The organism is Mesorhizobium sp. M0037 (genome assembly GCF_040323635.1).
Lineage (GTDB): Bacteria > Pseudomonadota > Alphaproteobacteria > Rhizobiales > Rhizobiaceae > Mesorhizobium.
In genome coordinates this window covers 66,185-87,318 of the sequence record NZ_JAMYVB010000021.1, presented here as the reverse complement: position 1 = coordinate 87,318, position 21,134 = coordinate 66,185, and the positions used below count along the sequence as shown (strand labels likewise).

The window sequence follows — 21,134 nt, the reverse complement described above, 5'->3', positions numbered from 1 at the left end:
CGCCTCGCCCATTCCTCGGCGATGCGCGCCAATTACAAGATGCAGCGGCTGTTCTTGGCCGACGATCTCGCAGCCGACATCGAATTCGATGCCGGCCAGCAGCAAAGCCATTACCTCATGCATGTGCTGCGGCTCGGCGAAGGCGCCGAGATTCTGGTCTTCAACGGCCGCGACGGCGAGTGGTCGGCGGCGATCGCTTCGACGTCGAAGAAGGCGGTGCGGCTGAGAGTGCTCAGCCAACAGCGGCCGCAACCGCCTTTGCCCGATCTAGTTTATTGCTTCGCGCCGCTGAAGCAGGGGCGGCTCGACTATCTCGTGCAGAAGGCGGTGGAGATGGGCGCCGGCATCCTGCAGCCGGTGATCACCCAGCACACGCAATTGGCAAAACCCTCCATCGACCGGCTGCGCGCCAATGTCGTCGAGGCGGCCGAGCAATGCGGCATACTGGCGGTGCCGGAAGTGCGCGAGGCCGAGAAATTCGAGCGCCTGCTCTCCGGCTGGGACAAGGAACGCCGGCTTATCTTCTGCGACGAGGATGCCTCGACCAACAACCCGCTGCCGGCATTGCAGGCAATACCTGAGAGGAAGCTGGCGCTGCTGGTCGGGCCGGAAGGCGGCTTTTCCGACGACGAACGCAAGATGCTGCGGGCGCTCCCCTTCGTCACTGCCATCCCGCTCGGACCGCGCATCCTGCGCGCTGACACAGCAGCTGTAGCGGCGCTTGCGGTGATGCAGGCGACGGTCGGAGACTGGTAAGAAGCGTAAAGATCAATTCCTGTTGACCTGTGGCTCAGGATTTTTCGCTTGATCGGCTGCTGACATTTCGTCCATTTAGCGCCGGCGGGCTCCGAGAGCCGCAGAGGGGGCCCCATGGCGCGCGACACAACAGATTTCCGGCCAATCGAAGGCATCGACGAACTGGTCGAGCATCTGGCCGAAGGCAACAAGCCGCGCGACAAGTGGCGCATCGGGACCGAGCACGAGAAGTTCCCCTTCTATGTCGACGGGAACGCGCCGGTGCCCTATGGCGGCGAGCGCGGCATCCGCGCCATCCTCGAAGGCATGCAGCAAAAGCTCGGCTGGGACCCGATCATCGATGACGGCCGCATCATCGGCCTGGTCGAGCCGACCGGACAGGGCGCGATCTCGCTGGAGCCTGGCGGCCAGTTCGAGCTGTCCGGCGCGCCGCTGGAAACGATCCACCAGACCTGCCGGGAGGGCAATGCGCATCTGGCGCAGGTACGCGAGATCGCCGAGCCGATGGGCATCCGCTTTCTCGGCCTCGGCGGCAGTCCGAAATGGTCGCTCGCCGAGACGCCGAAAATGCCGAAATCGCGGTACGAAATCATGACCCGCTACATGCCCAAGGTCGGCACCAAGGGGCTCGACATGATGTATCGCACCTGCACCATCCAGGTGAACCTCGACTTCGAAAGCGAAGCCGACATGCGCCGCAAGATGCAGGTGTCGCTGAAGCTGCAGCCACTGTCGACGGCGCTGTTTGCCAACTCGCCCTTCACCGACAGCCGGCCGAACGGGCTGCAGAGCTGGCGCGGCGACATCTGGCGCGACACCGACAACCAACGCTCGGGCCTGCTCGAATTCTGCTTCTCGCCCGAGTTCGGCTTTGCCGACTATGTCGAATGGGCGCTCGACGTGCCGATGTATTTCGTCATCCGCGACGGCCACTATCACGACATGACGCACATCACCTTCCGCCAGTTCATGGCCGGCGTTGCCCGCAATGAAGTACCGGACGGACTGCCCACCATGGGCGACTGGGCGAACCATCTGTCGACCCTGTTCCCTGACGTCAGGCTGAAGCGCTTCCTCGAAATGCGCGGCGCCGATGGCGGGCCGTGGCGCCGCATCTGCGCGCTGCCGGCCTTCTGGGTCGGGCTGCTCTATGACGAGGCCGCGCTCGACGCCGCCGAGGCGCTGACTTCGAGCTGGACCTATGAAGAAACGCTGGCGATGCGCAATGCGGTGCCGGAACAAGGCATTTCCGCGCCGTTCCGCAACACGACGCTGCGTGAGATCGGCCGCGATGTAATGACCATTTCGCGCCTTGGGCTGAAAAATCGCGGCAGGAAGAACCGCGACGGCTATGACGAGACCTCGTTCCTCAACACGCTGGACGAAGTCGTGGCGCGCGGTACCACCAGTGCCGAGGAAATGCTGTCGGCCTACCACACGCGCTGGGGCGGCTCGATCGAGCCGGTGTTCATGGAATATGCGTATTAGCGTCGCGCCTTGAGCAGCGGCAAAAGCCGCTTCAATCGAACATCGAAACGAACTAGGTTCTCCCTCGAGGATTTCCGGGAGGAGAAACCGATGCCTACCTTGTTCGACATATTGGCGCAGGCGCAGAACGGCAACGGCATGCAGGCGCTTGCCCAGCAGTACGGGCTTTCCATGCAGCAGACGCAGGCGGCTGTCGCCGCTCTGCTGCCGGCCTTCTCGCAAGGGCTGCAACGCAACACCGCCGATCCCTATGGGCTCGGCGCCTTCATGACGGCGATGGCGAGCGGCCAGCACGCCAAATACTTCGAGGACGCGACCAGGGCGTTCTCACCGCAAGGCGTCAATGAGGGCAATGGCATTCTGGGTCATCTGTTCGGCTCGAAGGAGCTGTCGCGCGCGGTGGCCAGCCAGGCCGCGCAGGCGACCGGCGTCAGCCAGCAGATCCTGCAGCAGATGCTGCCGGCCATCGCTTCGATGGTGATGGGCGGATTGTTCAAGCAGACGACAAACCAGTTGACCGGGGGTCAGATGCAGGCCGCCGGTGGCTTCGGCGGCGGCAGCAATCCGCTCGGCGAGATCATCGAACAGATGATGCGGCAGGCGGGCGGCGGGGCACAGCCTGCGCCGCAGCCAGCACCCAATCCTTACGGTGAGAACCCGCTGGGCAAAGTGCTGCAGGACATGTTCGGCGGCGGCGCCCAACAGCCGCAAAGCCAGCCGCAACAGGCGCCCAACCCCTATGGCGACAATCCGCTGGGCAAGGTGCTGCAGGATATGTTCGGCGGTGGCGCGGCACAGCAACCGCAGGGCCGGCCGCAGCAGCCAACACAGCCGCAACAGACGCAGAGCCCTTACGGCGACAACCCGCTGGGCAAGATTTTTGAAGAGATGATGCGGCAAGGCGGTGGTGGCGGCTTCGGCCTGCCCGGTGGGCAGCCGGCGCCGCAGCAGCCGCAAGCACCCCAGCCGCGACAGGCACCGCAGGAGCGCCAGGCGCCGCAACCGCAGGCCAATCCGAGCGGCAGGCCACGCAATCCGTTCGACGATATTTTCGGCAAGATGTTCGAGACGGGCGCCCAGCAGCGCGACGACTATCAGAAGGGCGTGGAAACGATCTTCGACCAGTTCAAGCGGGACATGGACCGGCGGTAGTTGGCGGTAGTTGGGCGCTGACCTTCGCGGCTTCGGAGCAAGGAACGAAGCGACGCGGCGCAGACCGCACGATGACGACGGAGCTTTAAAAGAAAAGCCCGGTCCTGGAGGAGGACCGGGCCAGTGTGCAGGCTGGCCGGCGGGGAACCGGCAGGGAGTGGGGAGCCTGCTATACTCGTTGGTCGCAGCGAGCCTGAGAAAGGTTCACGGCAACCGAAACAATGCGCCCGATATCACGCTATCTGGCGGGCGAGATCTTCGATCGTATCGGCACGATCGCTCGCAATCGCACGCAGCTTCACGGTCGGATCGGCGCCGAACGGCACATCGATGGCGACATGGAGATCCGCGCGCGTCAGGCCGATATCGGCGAGTTCGGCGTCCGACATCTCGCCGAGGCGATAGAAGGCCCGGCGATTTTTCCAGGCCTGGTAGGCATTGAGAAGGGTGTTGGCCACGCGCGTCGCAACGGCCGGACGCGAGGTTATGCGCGAGGTCTCGGTGGCGAAATCAAACGTGGTCATGTCGGTCTCCTTCAGACTCGAACTGGACAAGACCAGGCGATCGGCGCTGGGGACAGCGGCCGTTCCGGTCTCGATTCACATGCCTTCATGTGGACAATGTGAATTTGCCACGCACCGATTGATTAATCCAACGAATGTTTCTAATCTTTAGCATCAACGCTAGTGATGGATTGGACCGATGAAAGCGCCACTCGATCTCGACCAGTTGCAGACCTTCATCTCGATTGCCGATACCGGCAGCTTTACCCGCGCGGCCGAGGAAGTGCTGCGCACGCAATCGGCGGTGTCGATGCAGATGCGCCGGCTGGAAGAGCGGATCGGCAAGCCGCTGTTCGAAAAGGACGGCCGCACCAACAGGCTGACCGAGGAAGGCGACAAGCTGCTCTCCTACGCGCGCCGCCTGCTCTATCTCAACCGCGAAACGCTGGCCGCCTTCGATGACCAGCGGCTCGAAGGCACCATCCGCATCGGCACCCCCGACGACTATGCCGACCGGTTCCTGCCCGAGATCATGGCGCGCTTCACACGGTCAAACCCGCGCGTCGAACTGACCGTCATCTGCGAGCCTACGCCAGGCTTGGTCGAGCATATCAAGCGCGGCAATCTCGATCTTGCGCTGGTGACGCACAACGATACGCGCGGCCAGTCGGAAGTGGTGCGGCGCGAGCCGCTGCTATGGGTGACCTCGGCCAACCATGCCACGCACGAACAGGAAGTGCTGCCGATGGCCTTCGGCCGGCCGAACTGCATCTGGCGGCGCGCCGCCGTCGATGTGCTCGACCGGCAAAGCCGCGACTATCGAATCCTGTTCACCAGCTTCTCGGCGACCGTCATTACCGCTGCGGTGCTGTCGGGGCTGGCGATCTCGGTGCTGCCGGAATGCGCGCTGCGGCCCGGCATGCGAGTGCTGGGCGAGGCCGACGGTTTTGGCGCCCTACCCGACTGCCGCATCGGCATCATGCGCGGCCAGACCTCGCGTCCCGAAATCGTCGACGCGCTGGCCCGGCACATCTCGGAAAGCCTCGACAATATTTCCGTGCCGCTCGGCGAAGAAACGGGAAGCTTCGATTTCGCCTCGCTCGCCTTCGCCAAGATGAAGCGGAGCAAGCCGAACCAGATCCTGCCTGGCTGGTAGGAACGATCAGGCCGACGCTGCCGCCTCCGTCGTTGCGTTGGCCGACGACAGGCCGGGCAGCGCCACCAATTGCGCCGGCTCCAGCGGCGGCGACAAGAGGTAGCCCTGCAGCTGCTGGCAGCCCATGGCGACCAGCAGCGCCTTTTGCACCTCGGTCTCTACGCCCTCGGCGGTGACCTCGACCTTGAGCGCGCCGGCGAGATCGATCAGCGCCTTGACGATGGCGCCCGAATTGCCGTCGCCGTCGAGAAGCCGCACGAAGGAGCGGTCGATCTTGAGCTTGTCGATGGCATGGCGGCGCAGATAGCTCAGCGACGAATAGCCGGTGCCGAAATCGTCGAGCACAATGCCGACGCCCGACTGGCGCAAGGCTGCCAGAGCCGCTCTGGTGGTGTCGTTGTTTTCCAGGAGAACGTTTTCGGTGATCTCGAGCTGCAGGCGCTTCGGCGCCAGTCCCGTTTCGGCGAGGATCGAGGCAACCTCTTCGGCAAAGCCGGCGTCGCGCAATTGCAGCGGCGAGACATTGACGGCGAGCCACGGCAGTTTGGTCTTCACGGCGAAGCGGCAGGCTTCCAGCAGGGCCCATGCGCCGAGCTGCCCGATCATGCCGCGTTCCTCGGCGATGGCGATGAACTGCGCCGCCGGCAATGCGCCATGGACCTCATGCGCCCAGCGGATCAGCGCCTCGGCGCCGACAATGGTCTTGCCGTCGCTGGCAAAGACCGGCTGGTAGGCGAGCTTGATACCGGTGCCGCCGTTCAGCGCGCTGCGCAGCTCGCTCTCGACCTTGCGCTTGCGCAGCAAAAGGTCGTCCATGTCGCCGGCGAAGACCTGGTAGCGGCCACGGCCGTTCTTCTTGGCTTCGTAGAGCGCGATGTCGGCCTTGCGCAGCAGATCGTCTGCATCGGCATCAGGGCCTGTCGACAAGGCTATGCCGATGCTGGCGCTGATAAAGACCTGATCGTCCATCAGTTTGAACGGCTCCTGCAGTTTCTGCAGCACCCTCTCGGAAATATCCTCTGCGTTCCTGACGTCGCGGACATCGATCAGGATCACCGCGAATTCGTCGCCACCCAGTCTTGCCACCGTGTCGACGTCGCGAACCGTATGCTGAAGCCTGGCCGCCGTCTGGCGCACGAGTTCGTCGCCTGCCGGGTGACCAAGCGTGTCGTTGACATGCTTGAAGCGATCTAGATCGAGATAAAGCAGCGCGACCTTGCTTTCATTGCCGGAGGTAAGCAAGGCACGCCGCAGCCTGTCCTCGAACAGTGCCCGGTTGGGCAGGCCGGTGAGGGTGTCGTGAAAGGCGAGATATTGCGCCTGGGCCTGGCTGGTCTGCAGCGCCGATGACGCACGGCGCAGACGCCGGAGCAGAAAGGCCAGCACGCTCGCCGCGACCAGCGCGGCCAGAGCCAGGGCCGGGCTTGCCTTGCCGACCAGCGTCAGGCCGGGCCGTTCCTGGTCCCAGGCAATATAGCCGAGGATGACACCCTGTTTGTCGATAAGCGGAATGGCAGCCGAGCCAAGCGGCTGAGCCATCGGCAGGAGATGCGCCCCCGCCAGCAGATATTTCTGGGCAATCTTGCCGATCACCGCGTCGTTGACGAACTCTATGGAGACATGCAGATATTCGCTGCCGGGTGCCTGGGTGACGCGATCCGAACTCGGCACCAGAGGCATGACGCTGAGTATGGCAGGCTGACCGCCAAGCGAGACCAGATCGTCGGCAACGAATTTTGCGCCGGCCTGGCTTGCGTCCTTGCTCATCATCTGGCGCAACCTGGCGATTGTCGGCCGCAAAGCGGGTTCGTCCTCGCCAAAGACGGCAGGCGACACGACCTTCCCTTCGCGCATGGCGTGGACCGGCCGGTTGGCGTCGTCCAGCACATAGACCCGGTTGTGGCCGTAATACGAGGACATCCAGACGCTGAGATTCTCGGCCATCCAGGTCTGGTTGCCGGCCTTGGCGTTTATAACGGAATCATCCCAGACGGCGACGCTTTCCTGCTCGCGCTTTGCCGCGGCGATCTGGTCCTGCAGGCCGTTGGCAAGGAAAACCTTCTGCCGCTCGAGCGAGACCCGGTCGGCCTGCATGGTGGCGTAAAGGCCGAAGCCGACAACGATGGCCAGTGCAAAAACGGCAAGCGTCAGCACCGTCAGGGTGACCTGGAACGTCAACGGGCTGCGTTGTTTGCGGGCGCTCATGCGTCCTCCTTGGCCCAGAGTCAATCAGGCCAGGCTTAAGATCAAGTTATGGAATCTTGACGCGGAGCGACAACAGCCGCTCAATCGGCCGATGAGCGACGCAGAATCCGAATCACGAACCAATGCCACCGAATACACGGTGAGCGAGATTTCCGGCGCGCTGAAGCGCACGGTCGAGGATGTCTTCGGCCATGTGCGGGTGCGCGGCGAAATTTCCGGCTATCGCGGGCCGCACTCTTCCGGCCATGCCTATTTCACGCTGAAGGACGACCGCGCGCGGCTCGATGCCGTGGTCTGGAAAGGCACGATGAGCCGGCTGAAATTCCGCCCCGAAGAGGGGATGGAGGTGATCGCCACCGGCAAACTCACCACCTATCCCGGCAAATCCAACTACCAGATCGTCATCGACAATCTAGAACCCGCCGGCGCCGGGGCGCTGATGGCGCTTTTGGAAGAGCGCAAGCGGCGACTGCAGGCCGAAGGACTTTTCGATGCCGGCCGCAAGCGGCGGCTGCCGTTCATGCCGCGCACCATCGGCGTCGTCACCTCGCCGACCGGATCGGTGATCCGTGACATCATCCATCGCATCAAGGACCGCTTTCCGCTGCATGTGCTGGTCTGGCCGGTAAGAGTGCAGGGCGAGACGGCGGGGGCGGAAGTGACGGCGGCCGTCAACGGCTTCAACGCGCTGGCCTGGGATGGAGCGATCGTGCCGCCCGACCTTCTGATCGTGGCGCGCGGCGGCGGCAGCCTCGAGGACCTCTGGGGGTTCAACGATGAAGGGCTGGCGCGCGCCGTCGCCGCCTCGCGCATCCCGGTGATTTCGGCCGTCGGGCACGAGACCGACTGGACCTTGATCGATCTCGTCGCCGACATGCGGGCACCCACGCCGACAGGTGCGGCGGAGATCGCGGTACCGGTGAAAGCGGACCTCGAAGCGACACTAGCCAGTCTTGGCGCACGGCTCAAAGCAGCCACCTTGCGCAATTTCGAACGCAAGCGGCAGGCCTCGCGTGCGGCCGCCCGCGCGCTGCCCTCGCCCGACCAGTTGCTGGCGCTGCCGCGACGGCGGCTGGACGAGGCGGCCAGCCGGCTTAGCCGGGGGCTGATGGTCTCCACCGAAAGAAAGCAAGCTCGGTTCTTCGCCGTGAAGCTCACTCCGGCAACGCTGTCGCGGCGGATTGCCGAGGCGCGACGCACCAACGACCGCAACCTTTTGCGCGCCCAGGGGGCGCTGCGCGCATTGGCGAGAGCCCGGCGCGCGGAGTTGAATCGTGCGGCGGATCAGTTGCCAAAATGTGCGAAAGCATCCCTGCAACGGCACAGGCAGCAACTGGCTTTGCTGCAAGGCCGCATTACGATCGAGCCAACGGCACGGCGGCAAACCGTGCAGAGGGATCTTCTGACAGCTTTGACGAGACGCGGCACGCAAGCGGTACTGCTCAGGCTGGAGCGACTGCGCGGCCGCATCGTCCAATCCGAGAGGCTGATGGCGACGCTGTCGCACAAGGCTGTGCTGGCCCGCGGCTTCGCGCTGGTCAAGGATGCCGAGGGCGCGGTGATCAAACTGGCAGTTGATGTGGCGCCGGGCGCTGGCCTGCAGCTGGAGTTCGCCGACGGCATGGTAAATGCAATCGCGACTGGCGACGCCGAGCGGCTGGAGGCCGTTGCCAAACCAGCGGCCACGCCGCCCGCCAGCAAACCTGCCGCCGCAAAGCCGGCGGCCAGCAAACCGAAAGAACCGGGCAGTCAGGGCTCGCTTTTTTAGAGGACGGCATGACCGGACACGACCCGCATCTTCAAACGCCGGCCGGCAAGCCGCGCGCGCGTGCTTTCGGCATTGCCTTCGAGGGCACGCCGGGCGGCTTCAACGCCATCACCGATGTGCCCGGAGTATCGGTCGGCTATGCGACGCGGATTTCCGGCGAGGGTCTGCTCGAGGTTGGCACGGGGCCGGTGCGCACCGGCGTCACCGCCATCCTGCCGCGGCCGTTGGCTGAGCTCGCCACGCCGGTGTTTGCCGGTGTCTTCAGCCAGAACGGCAATGGCGAGTTGACGGGGTCGCACATTATCGAGGAAGTCGGCGCCTTCAACCTGCCCGTCACGATCACCAACACGCATTCCTGCGGCGTTACCCGCGACGGCACGCTGCGCTGGATGCAACGCGTGCTGCCGGCGGCGCTCGACAGCGGCTGGGGCCTGCCGGTTGCGGCGGAGACCTATGATGGTTTCCTCAACGACATCAACGGTCATCACGTCGGCTTCGAACATGTCGAAGCCGCGCTCGACGGTGCCGCCGGTGGAGCGATCGAGGAAGGCAGTGTCGGCGGCGGCACCGGAATGATTGCCTTTGGCTTCAAGGCCGGCTCGGGCACGGCATCGCGCATCGTCGAGTGGCAGGGCATCAGGCATACGGTCGGCGTATTCGTGCAGGCGAATTTCGGCAAGCGGCGCAATTTCACACTGCGCGGCGCCCGCGTCGGGCCCGATCTGGTAGAGCCGGCGATGCGCGAAGGCACGCCGCGTGCCGAAAAGGGCTCGATCATCGCCATCGTCGCCACCGATGCGCCATTTCTGCCGCACCAGATGAAGCGGCTGGCAAAGCGCGTGCCGCTCGGCATCGCCATGACAGGCGGCTTCGGCTACCACAGTTCGGGCGACATTTTTCTGGCCTTCACCACCGCCAATCCGCAAGCAGCACTTGCACCATCGGGACGAACCGCAAACGTCGCTTACATCCCGGACGTCGATATCGATCCGTTCTTCGATGCGGTGGCGCAAGGCGTAGAGGAGGCGATCCTCAATGCAATGGTCGCCAATGAGGATATGAGCGGACGCGACGGCAATTTCGTGCCGGCGCTGCCGAAGGCCTGGCTGAAAGATCGATTTGGATAGAGGACAAGGCCTGGCGGCGCCAGGCCTGTTGCGTCACGGCTTGGCCGCGTTGCTCTGGTCGGCCTCGGCCGCCTCTTCGAGCCGCGATGCGATCAGTTCCTGGATGTCGCCGACTTCTTCCTGGATATCTTCCAGCGGAATGCCGACCTCAGCGGCCTTCGCCGCGCACTCCTTGGCGAGGGTCTCGGCCTGCTTCTCGATCTTTACCGGCGAGTGCTGGCAGTGGACCTTTTCACCGATCCATCCGCGCAAGAACTCGATTGCATGTTCACTCATACTGCTTTTCCCTGGCGGCTATGCCGGTTGGTAACCGTAAACGTCCGCACCCGGTAAAGGATGCATGCTGCCATTCGAACCGAGTCGGCTTCGCCCGGCAAGTTGATCTTGTCGGAGGTCCGAAGAGCCGAATGAAGGGAAGGGTTCAATGAGCACGTTCTGATTGTTTGATAGAGTGGTACGTTGGCCGGGATCGGCTTCGGCTCTATGCTGTTGTTCTTACGATCTTTTCCTGCTGTCGACGGCCGATTTGTATCACAATAGGGATCACAACGCGTAACACATTTTCTGCTGCTTCGTGGTACACCGCCACAGCTACACGGTCGAAGCCGCCGCTATATAGTGACATCATTATGCGATGTCGACTCTATCAGCCATCCTGCTTCTTTCCGCCGCGCTGTGTCAAACCTCATCCCCGTCCAGTATGGAAATCGGATGGCCCCGGAGGGCGTATGAAGATGTTGATTTTATTGCGTTTCGTGAGCCAAAATCAGAAAGCTCTCGTCAGCGTCACCCCGCTCGACTGCCTCCGCCACACTCAGCGCCTCCGACGTCGATTCCTTGCACGTAACGCGCGGGCCGGATGAACGACAACATTGGCGCTTTGGCAGCGCGCTCCTGCTAAGGACGATGTCTCGATGCGACAAGCTCTGCCTTGCGCTGCGCCGTCTCCAGCCCGATTGAGATGAAGGCGCGCGCATGCCGGGCCAGTTCCATATTGTCGGCCCACAGATTGCGCCAGATCGCGGTCTTCCGTGAGAGGTTCTCGTCGACGATCTTCGACGAGAAGGATTCAAAGCTGAGGTCGTCCCTATAGCCGATTGCGGTCAGCGCATCGAAGATGGCGGCAAAGTCGATATTGCCGGTGCCGAGGAAACCGCGATGGCTCTCGCCGATATGGACATAACCGATCTTGTCAGCGGCATGGCGGATAGCCAGTCCGACATCGGCCTCCTCGATGTTCATGTGGAAGGTATCGAGATGCAGGAAGATGTTGTCGGAGCCGGTATCCGCGATGAAGGCCAGGCCTTGTGAAGCGGTGTTGAGCAGATTGCTTTCGAAGCGATTGACGATCTCCAGATTGAGCGCGACTCCGGCGGACTTGGCCGTCTCCGCAACCTTCGCAAGTGTCCCCGCGCTGCGGTTCCACTGATCGCGCGTCGGCGCCTGCGTCTGCAAGCCATGGCTGGTGCTGAGGATGCCGCCAACCTTCTGGCCGCCGAGATCGCGGGTAAGCGCGATCGTCTCGTTGAGGATCTCGACGCCGCGCGCGGCAACCGCCTTGTCGGCACTCGAAATGTCGCCGTCGGCCGGCAGGCCGATGCTGATCGCGACGCCGAGCTTGAGGTCGGCGATGCGCCTGGCCAACCCGCCAACGTCGACATTGGCGGGGTCAAGATAGGAGAACTCGATCAGGTCGAAACCGGCCTCCTTGGTGTTGGCCAGCGTCCGTTCGAGGTCGCCTTGCGCCGAACTCGCCGACCAGACGAAGGAATGAATACCGATGCGCGACATGATCGTCTCCCGTTTCTGAATTGAGATGCGGCCGGGTTGCCCCGGCCGCATCGGCCTTGGGAGGCTTAGCGGGCTGCGGTCCAGCCCTTGTAGTCTTTCAGGTTCTCGGCCGTGATCAGCTTCGGGTCGAGCAGCACGGTCGGCTCCGCCGGCTTCTTGCCGGCAAGCAGCTCAGCCGCCATCGTCAGCGACTGGCCAGCCATCACGTAGGGATCCTGCGAAGCCGAGGCCTTGATCATCGAGGTGCCGGAAGCGAGTTCCTTCTCGATGTCGGGCGCTCCATCCACTGCGGTGAAGATGAACTCCGAGCGATTGAGCTGCTTGGCCGCAAGCTGGGCGCCGATCGCCGTCGGATCGTTGATGGCAAACACCGCATCGATCTTGTCGAAGCGGGTCAGCAGCGACTGAAAGACCTTCAGGCCGCCGTCGCGCGAGCCTTCGGCATTCTGATCGTCGGAGAGGATCTTGATGTCGGGGTGTTTTGCAAGGACGTCCTTGCAGCCCTTCACCCGCTCCAGGATCGACGACGACGCCGGGCCGTTGAGGATAACGTAGTCGCCCTTGCCGCCGGTGTGGTCGACCAGATACTGGCAGGCCTCTTCGCCGGCCTTGACGTTGTTGGTCATGACGGTGACGTCGGCGCCTGGCGCCGAGACGTCGAAGGCGGCAACGACGATGCCCGCTGCTTGCGCCTTCTTCACCGCCGGGCCGATCGCCTTGGCATCGACCGCATTGAGCATGATCACGTCGACTCCGGCGGCGATGAAGGAATCGACCTGAGAGACCTGCTTGTTGAGGTCGTAGTCGGCCGACACTGAGGTTACCTCGACCTTCGGGTTGATCTTCTTGGCCGCGTCCTCGATGCCCTTGATGGTGGCGACGAAGAAGGGGTTGCCGAGCAGGCCGACCGAGATGCCGACCTTGTTGAGGTCCTTGGCCGATGCGGGCGCGATGGCGGCAGCCGCGAGTGCGACGCCGCAGAGCAGTTTAGCGATGGTCTTCATTGCTTTCCTCCAATTGCCCCGCGCCTCTCACGGTGCGTTACACAAACCGGTCGTTTACGCCGGCGACCAAGGTCAATCACGTTCTCGCTCCTGCCTGGAGCCTGTAGCGGTCGAGGGCGACTGCCACGATGATGACCAATCCCTTGATGATGTACTGCCAGATGTCCGAGACACCGGCCAAGATAAGCCCATTGGAGAGCACCGCTATGATCAGGCCGCCGATCAGCGTGCCCCAGATCGAGCCGACGCCGCCGACGAAGCTGGTGCCGCCGAGAATGACCGCGGCGATGGCATCCAACTCGTAGGACTGGCCGAGCTGCAGCCCGTTGGCCGCATAGAGCCGGGCCGCTGACATGGCGCCGCCAAGGCCGGCCAGCAGGCCGGAAACGCCATAGACAAAGAGCAGCACCAGCGGCACCTTGATGCCGGTCAGCCGCGCCGCTTCGGCATTGCCGCCAACGGCATAGATCCAGGTGCCGAGCACGGTGCGCTTGAGCACCAGCCAGGACAGCACCACGACCGACAAGGCGATGATGACCAGCCAGGGAACGCCGAACAGCGTACCGTTGCCGATGAAGTCGAACGGCAGGTCCGAGTTGAACACCGTGGTGTCCTGGCCGAGCAGGCGGGCGACGCCGCGCACAGCGGTCAGCGACCCCAGCGTGACGATGAAGGGCGGCAGTCTGATATAGGCGATCAGCAGCCCGTTGATGACGCCGAAGCCGAGGCCGACGAGAATGGCCGCCGGCACGCCCAGCAGTCCCCAATCAGGCACCAGCGACACCATCACCGCCACCATCGCCGAGGCGGCAAGTATCGAGCCGACGGACAGGTCGATCCCGCCGGTCAGGATGACGAAGGTCATGCCCGCTGCCAGCACAATGTTGATCGACGATTGCTGCATGACGATCAGCAAATTGGTCTGGGTGAAGAAGCGCGCGTTCATCAACTGAAAGCCGACCGCCAGCAGGATCAGGATCGGCAGCATACCAAGGGCGGCGAAGGCGGTGCGCAACCGCCGGCTCCTGCCGACAACCTGGCCACTGATCTCGGTCGCCTTGTCGGTCATCCCTTAGCCGCTCCCGTTGCAAGTTCCATGATTGCTTCCTGGCGCAGCGGCTGGTCTTTGGACGCCGTAACCTCGCCGGCAATCGTGCCGTCGCGCATTACCAGCACGCGGTCGGCAACGCCGATCACCTCCGGCAGTTCGCTGGAGATCATCAGGATGGCGATGCCCTTTTTGGCGAGGTTGTCGATCAGCCGGTAGATTTCCGACTTCGCTCCGACATCGACGCCGCGCGTCGGTTCATCCAGGATGACCACTTGCGGCTCGGTCTCGAGCAGGCGGGCAAGCAACACTTTCTGCTGGTTGCCGCCCGACAGCGAACCCGCATTAGCCTGTACCGACCTGGTGCGGATGGAGAGATCCGAAACGGCCGTGGCAGCACGTCTCTCGGCGGCTTTGAAATCGCGCAAGCCGCCGGGCCGCGCATCCCTAGCCAGCACGCCCATGCTGATGTTGTCGGATATCGACATATCGAGAAACAGGCCGAGTTCCTTGCGGTCTTCGGTGAGATAGGCGATGCCGGCATTCAGTGCCTCGCTTGGCGAGCCGATGGTTACTGGCTTGCCGTCGAGTTCCAGCGTGCCGGCGATGCGTCTGTCGGCACCGAAGATCAGTCGCGCGATTTCGGTGCGGCCCGAGCCGACAAGGCCAGCCAGAGCCAGCACCTCGCCCTTGTACAGTTCGAAGGAGCAGTTCTTCAGGAGATTGCCGTCTGCCATGCCGCGCACCGACAAGGCGACCGCGCGCTTGCTGTCCGGCGGGCGATGATCCTTCCTGTAAAAAGCCGACAGGTCGCGGCCAACCATCATCGAGACGAGACGCGAGGCGTTCAGCTCGGCGCGCTCGAGTGTGCCGACATAGCCGCTGTCGCGCAGCACGCTGACACGGTCGGCCAACTGGTAGACCTCTTCCATGCGGTGGCTGATGTAGATGATGGCGATGCCTTGCGACTTCAGCGTCGCGATGACCTCGAACAGACGGTCGGTCTCGCGCGAGGTCAGCGAGGTGGTTGGCTCGTCCATGACAATGATGCGCGCGCTGGTCGAAAGCGCGCGGGCGATTTCGACCAGCTGACGCTCGCCGAGCGACAGGCTGGAAACGTGGGCCCGTGCGGAGAAGGACACGCCGAGACGCTTGATGATCTCATTGCTGCGCCGGTAGCATTGGTCGCGGTCGACGATGCCGAAGCGCCTCGGCTCATTGCCGAGGAAGATGTTCTGCGCGACCGTCAGGTTGGGCGCCAGCGACAGTTCCTGATAGATAACCGCAATGCCGTGAGCCCGCGCCTTGATCGGGTCGCCGGTGGCGACCGGCACGCCGTCAATCAGTATCTCGCCGCCGGCATCAGGCCGATAGGCGCCGGACAGCACCTTCATCAAAGTTGACTTGCCGGCACCGTTTTCACCCATCAGCGCATGGACTTCGCCGGCATGGACGGTCAGCGACACGTCCTGCAAGGCGCGGACTGGCCCGAACGTCTTCGAGATGTGCCGCATTTCCAGCACTGGCTGGCGCGTGACTTCGGCCTGAGCAGCGACGATCACCGTGCGCCTCCCGCTGCCGCGCGGGGGATGCCCTGCTCGCCGATGAGGCCACGCCATGTGTCGCGATATCGGGCAAGTCCGGTGAAGCTTGCGGCACGCACGGGCTCCGGCACTTCCGCGGCAAATTCGCGGCCGACGGTCTCGAAGGCCAGCGCCGCCGCCCCGGTGGCGCTGCCCTCCAGTGTGGCCCCTTGCAGGAAGGCCTGGCTGGGACGCAGTTGCGCCACTAGCCCGGCGAGCAGGCCGCCAGCGTTCAGTCCGCCATCGACGATCACGGTGTTATCCGAATGGATCTGGTCGAGGCAGAGGTCGACCATCAGCGCGACGTAGAGCAGCGCCACGGCTGCGCGTTCCTCGGCGCTTGGCATGCGGCCGACCAATTTGCCGGCGCGGCCGGGCATTGGGCCGCCCGGCGCGAAGCTCGGCAGCGCCATGCTGCCGGCGTTGATCACCCGCTGCACTGTCGCCGGCGCGATCGCGCCTTGCCAGCCGTCGCTGATCGTGGCGAATTCGCGCCCGCCCATAAAGCGGATGGTCGGCACAGGGCCGCCGTCGACATCGACATTGACCAGCATGTCGCGCTGGCCATCGAGCGCGTCGAGCAGGCAATCCGGATTAAGCACGACGACCCAGGTGCCGGTCGAGATGACGGTGACCGGGCCAAGCTCCTGCCGGCGATAGGCATGGAGCGCGGCATTGCTGTCATGGACACCATTGTGGATGGCGATCCGCCGCTTCGTGTCGCCGAGGCGTTGCTCGCCGATAACCGAGCCCGCCCGCTCGAAAGCGGGCATCCGGTCGCGCCAGCCCTCAATGTCGACCAGCGAACTGAAGTCGCGCTTGCGCGGCGCCCATAAATGCGAGTGGCAGCCGAGATAGGACACTTCCGAGACCGCCCGGCCGCCAAACCGCCAGCTCCAGTATTGTGGATAGCCGAGGATCGATTTCGCGGCCGTGAATGCACCGGGTTGCACCGCCTGTAGCCACAGCATGTGGCGACCGTAGTTGAAGCCGAGCGGCAATCGCGGCGAGAAGGTCTCGGTGAAATCCGGAACGAGGCGATCTATTTGCGCGGCAATATCAGCCGGCGGCTCTTGCTCGTAGTCGAGTATCGGATGCGTCAGCGCCGCCTCGTCGATCAGGGCAAAGGTGCAGCCATGGCCCGACACCATCACGCCCTCTACGCCATGGATGTCGGCGGCCTCGCTAACGGCGCGAACCGCCCAATTGTGAAGTGCTGCCTCATCAAGCACGCTGAAGCCATCTTTGCGCATCCAGTTCGGCCGGGTCCGGCGCTCGTCGACGATGCGCCCGTCCTGAGCGAAGACGAACAGCTTCGAATTGGTCTTGCCGAAATCGAGGACGGCCATCTTCACTGGATGGCTCCCGAAGCCGAAGCGATGCGCACCATGACGCCCGCGTCTTCCAGCATGCGCGCGTCGACGTCGGACAGGCCGTCATCGGTCACCAGCGTGCCGATGCGCGACAAGGGCAGCGCGATGTTACGGGCGTGGATCGACAGTTTACGGCTGTCGGCCAGCACCACGATCTGGTCGGCACACAGGCTGAGATCGGCGATGGAGCGGACCAGCAGCGGGTGCGATTCCAGCACGCCCTCCTGGCCAAGGCCTTGCGCGCCGAGAAAGAACTTCGATGCGTAGAACGGCTCCGCCTGGGTCGGTGAATGGATGATGCCCGGCTCACGATGCAGATCGCCGCCGGCAACGGTCAGGCTGCAATGGCCGTGGTCGCTCAGATAGGCAGCGAGCGGCATCGAATTGGTATAGAGACGGATGCTGCGCTCGGCGAGCTTGACCCCGAGGTGGAAGCAGGTCGAACCGCCATGCACGATGACCGCATCGCCGTCGCGCACCATCGTGGCCGCGAGAGCGGCGATCTGCCGCTTGGCCTCGACCGCGAGGTCGCGGTTCTCGTCATAGGGCCTGGCATAGGCAACACCCGCCTGTGAAGCACCGTCGAGCGCCGAGATGCCGCCATAGACCTTCCGTGCTTCACCGGCCTCGTCGATCTTGTCGATGTCGCGCCGCACCGTCGCCGCCGACACGCCGAGCTGCTCCTGCAGTTCGCGCACCGACGCGAAGGGGCGATCCCGCAGCAACTCGACGATCTGACGCTGGCGGCCGGAGTCGCTCAATCGGTTTTCCTCCCAGGAGCCGTTTTTGCCACGGCATTTGACGTAACTTACTCAACATCTTTCCAATTGCAAGAACCTTTGATGGTACTAGATCACCATTGACGTAAGTCGCTCGCATCTGCGATACACATCAACATCTCACGACGGGTATCCGAAGCTGCGAGGCTGGCGGAGCTGATAGAGGAAATGCGCCATGGCGACCTATGCGGATGCGCAGGAAATGACTGCCTTGCGGGCGCTTTCGGCCAGCATCGGGCGCAATCCAAACCTGACCCAGGCCGCCGGCGGCAACACCTCGCTGAAAGCCGGCGACACGCTGTGGATCAAGGCTTCCGGCACATGGCTGAAGGATGCGCTCTCCGAAGACATCATGGTGCCGGTGGCGATGGCGCCGCTGCTCAGGGCTGTCGAACAGCGCGACAGCGCTGCCGACCAGCCGCAAATCTTCGCCATCGAGACGCTCAACGCCCGGCGCCTGCGCCCTTCGATTGAAACCACCGTTCACGCGCTGATGCCGCAGCGCGTCGTCCTGCATGTCCATTGCGTCGAAACCATTTCGCTGGCGGTACAGGCCAATTGCGAGGTGGAAGCCGCCAGACGCCTTGATGGTCTCAAATGGGCGTATGTTCCTTATTTCCGGCCAGGCCTGCCGCTTGCCCAGGGTATTGCCGAGCGGCTTCAGGCTGGGGTCGACGTGCTGATCCTTGCCAATCACGGGCTGGTCGTCGCGGCCGATACCGTCGCCGAGGCCGAAGTGCTGCTGCGCCGCGTCACGCTGCTTCTGGCGCGGCCGGCGCGCCAAGTGGCGGAACCGGATGTTGCGGGATTGGCGGCGCTGGCCGGGAAAACCGGTTACAGGCTGCCGGCGGAAATCGAGGCGCACGCGGTCGCCATCGATCCCGAAAGCCGCCGCATGGCGTCCGGGGGCAGCCTCTACCCCGATCACGTCATCTTTCTGGGTCGGGGGTCGGTTGAGGCAAAGCCCGGTGAGGATGTGCCGCGCGTCATCGAGCGGTGCGGTGCAAACCCTGCGGCGATCCTGTTTCCCGGGCTGGGCGTGCTGATGCGCGGCGACGCCAGTGCCGGCGCCGACGCCATGCAACGCTGCCTTGCCGACGTGACGGCACGCATCGACATTGCAGCGCGGCTGAACTACCTCACCGCCGCCGAGAACGATGAACTGGTCAACTGGGACGCCGAGAAGTATCGCCAGAAACTCAATGCCGCCAGCCGCTGACACGCCGCTTGCCATAGGCATCGACATCGGCACGTCCGGCGCGCGCGCGGTCGCCATGCGTCCGGATTTTTCCATTGCCGCGCGTTCCGCCGTTTCGCTCGAGTTGTTTGGCCGGAATGCCCGCGACCCTGCAGTGTGGTGGTCAGCGGTCGGCGCAGCGCTGGCGGAACTGCTTTTGGGCATCGACCGAACAGCGGTCCGATCGATCGCTGTTGACGGCACTTCAGGTACGTTGCTGCCGGTCGACGGCGCCGGGCGGCCGCTGGCCGAGCCGCTGATGTACAACGATACGGTCGCCGACAACGCCATTCTGGTCGCGATCGCTCGCGAAGCCCCAGCGACCAGTGCCGCACTTGGGGCGACGTCCGGTCTCGCCAAGGCGCTCTGGTTCCAGCGCACGCCCGGTGTTGCCGCGGTGCTGCATCAGGCGGACTGGATCGCGGGACAATTCTCCGGTCGCTTCGATGTCAGCGACGAGAACAATGCCTTGAAAACCGGTTACGACATCACGGCCCGCTGCTGGCCGGACTGGATTGCGGCCACCGAAATGCGCATGGAGTTGCTGCCCGGTATTGCCAGGCCGGGCGATGTCGTCGGCAAGCTCACCGCGGATGCCGCGGATATGTTCGGCTTACCGCGCGAAATCGCCGTCGTCGCCGGAACGACCGATGGCTGCGCCTCGTTCCTGGCGACAGGTGCCGCGGCAATAGGCGACGGCGTCACCGCGCTGGGGTCGTCGTTGACCGTCAAGATCCTGTCCGACCGGCCTATCTCGGCGCCACGCTTCGGCATCTACAGCCATCGGCTTGGAGATGTCTGGCTGGCGGGCGGCGCATCGAACTCCGGCGGCAAGGTGCTGACACAGCATTTCCCTCTGGCGCGCATCGTCGAGCTGAGCATGGCGATCGACCCGATGACCGAGACCGGCCTCGACTACTATCCTCTTGCCACTGCAGGCGAACGCTTTCCGATCGCCGATCCGGCACTGCCGCCGCGTCTTGTGCCGCGACCGGTGGAGGACGCCGACTATCTGAAAGCGATGTTGGAGGGTATCGCCGCGATCGAGGCACTCGGCTACGACAGGCTCGCCGAGCTCGGCGCGCCGCGGCTGACATCGGTCAGAAGCGTCGGCGGCGGTGCGGCGAATGCCGCCTGGACGGCGATCCGGCAGCGCAGACTTGGTGTTGATTTCCTGCCGGCACTTTCGGACGAAGCCGCCGCCGGCACGGCGCGGCTGGCGCTGACGGGCGCAACCGCGGCGGGGCTTCTATGAGTGCGAAAACAGTCGAACACCTCAACGGCGTCAACCAGCTGGCCGAGCGCTATGATGTTTTCCTGCTCGATCAGTTCGGCGTGCTGCATGACGGCGCCAGCCCTTATCCAGGGGCCGTGGAAGCACTGTCGACGCTGAAGCGCGCCGGCAAGACCATTGTGCTGATCTCGAACTCCGGCAAGCGGGCGGGGCCTAACGAGAGCCGGCTGCTAAAGCTCGGCTTCGAACCGGGGAGCTGGGACAATTTTGTTTCTTCCGGCGAGGTCGCGTGGGAGTTCTTCGACGACATGGCGGTATCCGGAAAGCTACTGCCAAACACGAAATGCCTGTTGATAAGCCGCGACGATGACCGCTCGGCGATCGAAGGTCTGCCGTTCGCATTGACCAAGGACGGTGACGATGCCGGGCTGGTGCTGATTTCGGCCAGCGAGGGCGACCGCTATGATCTTGAGCATTATCGCCGGCTTCTTGCGCCGGCTGCAGTGCGGCAGGTGCCATGCTTCTGCACCAACCCTGACAAGATCATGCTAACGGCAGTGGGGCCGCGCTTCGGCGCCGGCCGGCTGGCGGATCTCTACGAGGACCTCGGTGGTAGCGTCACGCGCATCGGCAAGCCTTACCCCACTATATTCGGCGCCGCGCTAGCGCTGGCAGGCAATCCAGACCGCAGCACTGTGGTCTGCGTCGGCGACAGTGTCGAACACGACATCGCCGGCGGACTTGCTGCCGGCGTGGCCACGGTGCTGGTTCTGTCAGGAATATTGGCGGACACACCTGACCTGTTCGACCTGTTCGACACGATGGACGCATACCCGGATTACACCATGGATGGCTTCAGGTTTCGCTGATTTGATTCACCCGGCAGCGCTCGCGCCCGAATCCGGCCTCAACGCCTCGTAGCCACGAGCA

18 protein-coding genes are annotated in these 21,134 nt (G+C 63.9%); 9 read left to right on the top strand and 9 right to left on the bottom strand.

Annotated elements, in window-relative coordinates:
- The first annotated feature begins 21 nt into the window (after positions 1 to 21).
- The 3 genes from NKJ78_RS26110 (at position 22) to NKJ78_RS26100 (ending at position 3,396) form a co-directional block, all read left to right on the top strand.
- Positions 22 to 756: a 16S rRNA (uracil(1498)-N(3))-methyltransferase gene (locus tag NKJ78_RS26110; protein WP_023738265.1), complete on the top strand. Its 735-nt coding sequence runs from the start codon at positions 22 to 24 to the stop codon at positions 754 to 756.
- A gap of 114 nt (positions 757 to 870) precedes the next feature.
- Positions 871 to 2,244 (top strand): glutamate--cysteine ligase, encoded by a 1,374-nt coding sequence (locus NKJ78_RS26105; RefSeq protein ID WP_023670558.1) that lies wholly within the window; start codon positions 871 to 873, stop codon positions 2,242 to 2,244.
- A 90-nt stretch (positions 2,245 to 2,334) separates the two neighbouring features.
- Complete coding sequence (locus NKJ78_RS26100; RefSeq protein WP_023710135.1) at positions 2,335 to 3,396, top strand: DUF937 domain-containing protein; 1,062 nt, start codon at positions 2,335 to 2,337, stop codon at positions 3,394 to 3,396.
- Positions 3,397 to 3,629: 233 nt separating this feature from the next.
- Here the strand turns inward: NKJ78_RS26100 and NKJ78_RS26095 are convergent, their stop codons facing one another.
- A complete protein-coding gene (locus tag NKJ78_RS26095; protein ID WP_023670560.1) occupies positions 3,630 to 3,920 on the bottom strand; it encodes a DUF1127 domain-containing protein in 291 nt (96 codons plus the stop codon).
- Between the two features lie 178 nt (positions 3,921 to 4,098).
- Between NKJ78_RS26095 and NKJ78_RS26090 the strand changes: the two genes are divergently transcribed.
- Positions 4,099 to 5,055, top strand: a complete 957-nt coding sequence (locus NKJ78_RS26090) for a LysR substrate-binding domain-containing protein (RefSeq protein ID WP_023670561.1) — start codon at positions 4,099 to 4,101, stop codon at positions 5,053 to 5,055.
- Positions 5,056 to 5,061: 6 nt separating this feature from the next.
- On the opposite strand, the gene NKJ78_RS26085 is transcribed toward NKJ78_RS26090, so the two are convergent.
- Complete coding sequence (locus NKJ78_RS26085; protein ID WP_352562728.1) at positions 5,062 to 7,260, bottom strand: bifunctional diguanylate cyclase/phosphodiesterase; 2,199 nt, start codon at positions 7,258 to 7,260, stop codon at positions 5,062 to 5,064.
- Between the two features lie 91 nt (positions 7,261 to 7,351).
- On the opposite strand from NKJ78_RS26085, the gene xseA reads away from it, so the two are divergent.
- Both xseA and NKJ78_RS26075 read left to right on the top strand, forming a co-directional pair.
- A complete protein-coding gene (gene xseA, locus NKJ78_RS26080) occupies positions 7,352 to 9,028 on the top strand; it encodes an exodeoxyribonuclease VII large subunit (protein WP_352460442.1) in 1,677 nt (558 codons plus the stop codon).
- 8 nt (positions 9,029 to 9,036) lie between these two features.
- Positions 9,037 to 10,155 (top strand): DmpA family aminopeptidase, encoded by a 1,119-nt coding sequence (locus tag NKJ78_RS26075; RefSeq protein WP_352460441.1) that lies wholly within the window; start codon positions 9,037 to 9,039, stop codon positions 10,153 to 10,155.
- Between the two features lie 33 nt (positions 10,156 to 10,188).
- Here NKJ78_RS26075 and NKJ78_RS26070 read toward each other — a convergent pair whose 3' ends face one another.
- The 7 genes from NKJ78_RS26070 to NKJ78_RS26040 form a co-directional block, all read right to left on the bottom strand.
- Positions 10,189 to 10,431: a DUF768 domain-containing protein gene (locus NKJ78_RS26070; RefSeq protein WP_023670565.1), complete on the bottom strand. Its 243-nt coding sequence runs from the start codon at positions 10,429 to 10,431 to the stop codon at positions 10,189 to 10,191.
- A 621-nt stretch (positions 10,432 to 11,052) separates the two neighbouring features.
- Positions 11,053 to 11,946 carry a sugar phosphate isomerase/epimerase family protein gene (locus tag NKJ78_RS26065; RefSeq protein WP_352460440.1) on the bottom strand — a complete coding sequence of 298 codons (894 nt, stop codon included), beginning with the start codon at positions 11,944 to 11,946 and terminating at the stop codon, positions 11,053 to 11,055.
- A 65-nt stretch (positions 11,947 to 12,011) separates the two neighbouring features.
- Positions 12,012 to 12,950, bottom strand: coding sequence for an ABC transporter substrate-binding protein (locus tag NKJ78_RS26060; protein ID WP_023670567.1), 939 nt, complete (start codon positions 12,948 to 12,950; stop codon positions 12,012 to 12,014).
- Between the two features lie 76 nt (positions 12,951 to 13,026).
- A complete protein-coding gene (locus NKJ78_RS26055; protein WP_023738261.1) occupies positions 13,027 to 14,019 on the bottom strand; it encodes an ABC transporter permease subunit in 993 nt (330 codons plus the stop codon).
- Positions 14,016 to 15,512, bottom strand: a complete 1,497-nt coding sequence (locus NKJ78_RS26050) for a sugar ABC transporter ATP-binding protein (RefSeq protein WP_352460448.1) — start codon at positions 15,510 to 15,512, stop codon at positions 14,016 to 14,018. Before NKJ78_RS26050 ends, NKJ78_RS26055 begins: the two co-directional genes overlap by 4 nt.
- A gap of 44 nt (positions 15,513 to 15,556) precedes the next feature.
- Positions 15,557 to 16,936, bottom strand: a complete 1,380-nt coding sequence (locus NKJ78_RS26045; protein ID WP_352460439.1) for an FGGY-family carbohydrate kinase — start codon at positions 16,934 to 16,936, stop codon at positions 15,557 to 15,559.
- The gene (locus NKJ78_RS26040; protein WP_023701285.1) at positions 16,933 to 17,715 is read right to left on the bottom strand and encodes a DeoR/GlpR family DNA-binding transcription regulator; all 783 of its coding nucleotides are present in this window, start codon (positions 17,713 to 17,715) and stop codon (positions 16,933 to 16,935) included. The genes NKJ78_RS26045 and NKJ78_RS26040 overlap by 4 nt, the downstream gene beginning before the upstream one ends.
- Positions 17,716 to 17,908: 193 nt before the next feature.
- Between NKJ78_RS26040 and NKJ78_RS26035 the strand changes: the two genes are divergently transcribed.
- From NKJ78_RS26035 to NKJ78_RS26025, 3 genes are read left to right on the top strand one after another with little or no spacing between them, the layout of a single operon-like run.
- Positions 17,909 to 18,952 (top strand): class II aldolase/adducin family protein, encoded by a 1,044-nt coding sequence (locus NKJ78_RS26035; RefSeq protein ID WP_352460438.1) that lies wholly within the window; start codon positions 17,909 to 17,911, stop codon positions 18,950 to 18,952.
- The gene (locus NKJ78_RS26030) at positions 18,936 to 20,225 is read left to right on the top strand and encodes an FGGY-family carbohydrate kinase (RefSeq protein WP_352460437.1); all 1,290 of its coding nucleotides are present in this window, start codon (positions 18,936 to 18,938) and stop codon (positions 20,223 to 20,225) included. The genes NKJ78_RS26035 and NKJ78_RS26030 overlap by 17 nt, the downstream gene beginning before the upstream one ends.
- Positions 20,222 to 21,073 (top strand): TIGR01459 family HAD-type hydrolase, encoded by an 852-nt coding sequence (locus NKJ78_RS26025; protein ID WP_352460436.1) that lies wholly within the window; start codon positions 20,222 to 20,224, stop codon positions 21,071 to 21,073. Before NKJ78_RS26030 ends, NKJ78_RS26025 begins: the two co-directional genes overlap by 4 nt.
- The last annotated feature ends 61 nt before the right edge of the window (positions 21,074 to 21,134 follow it).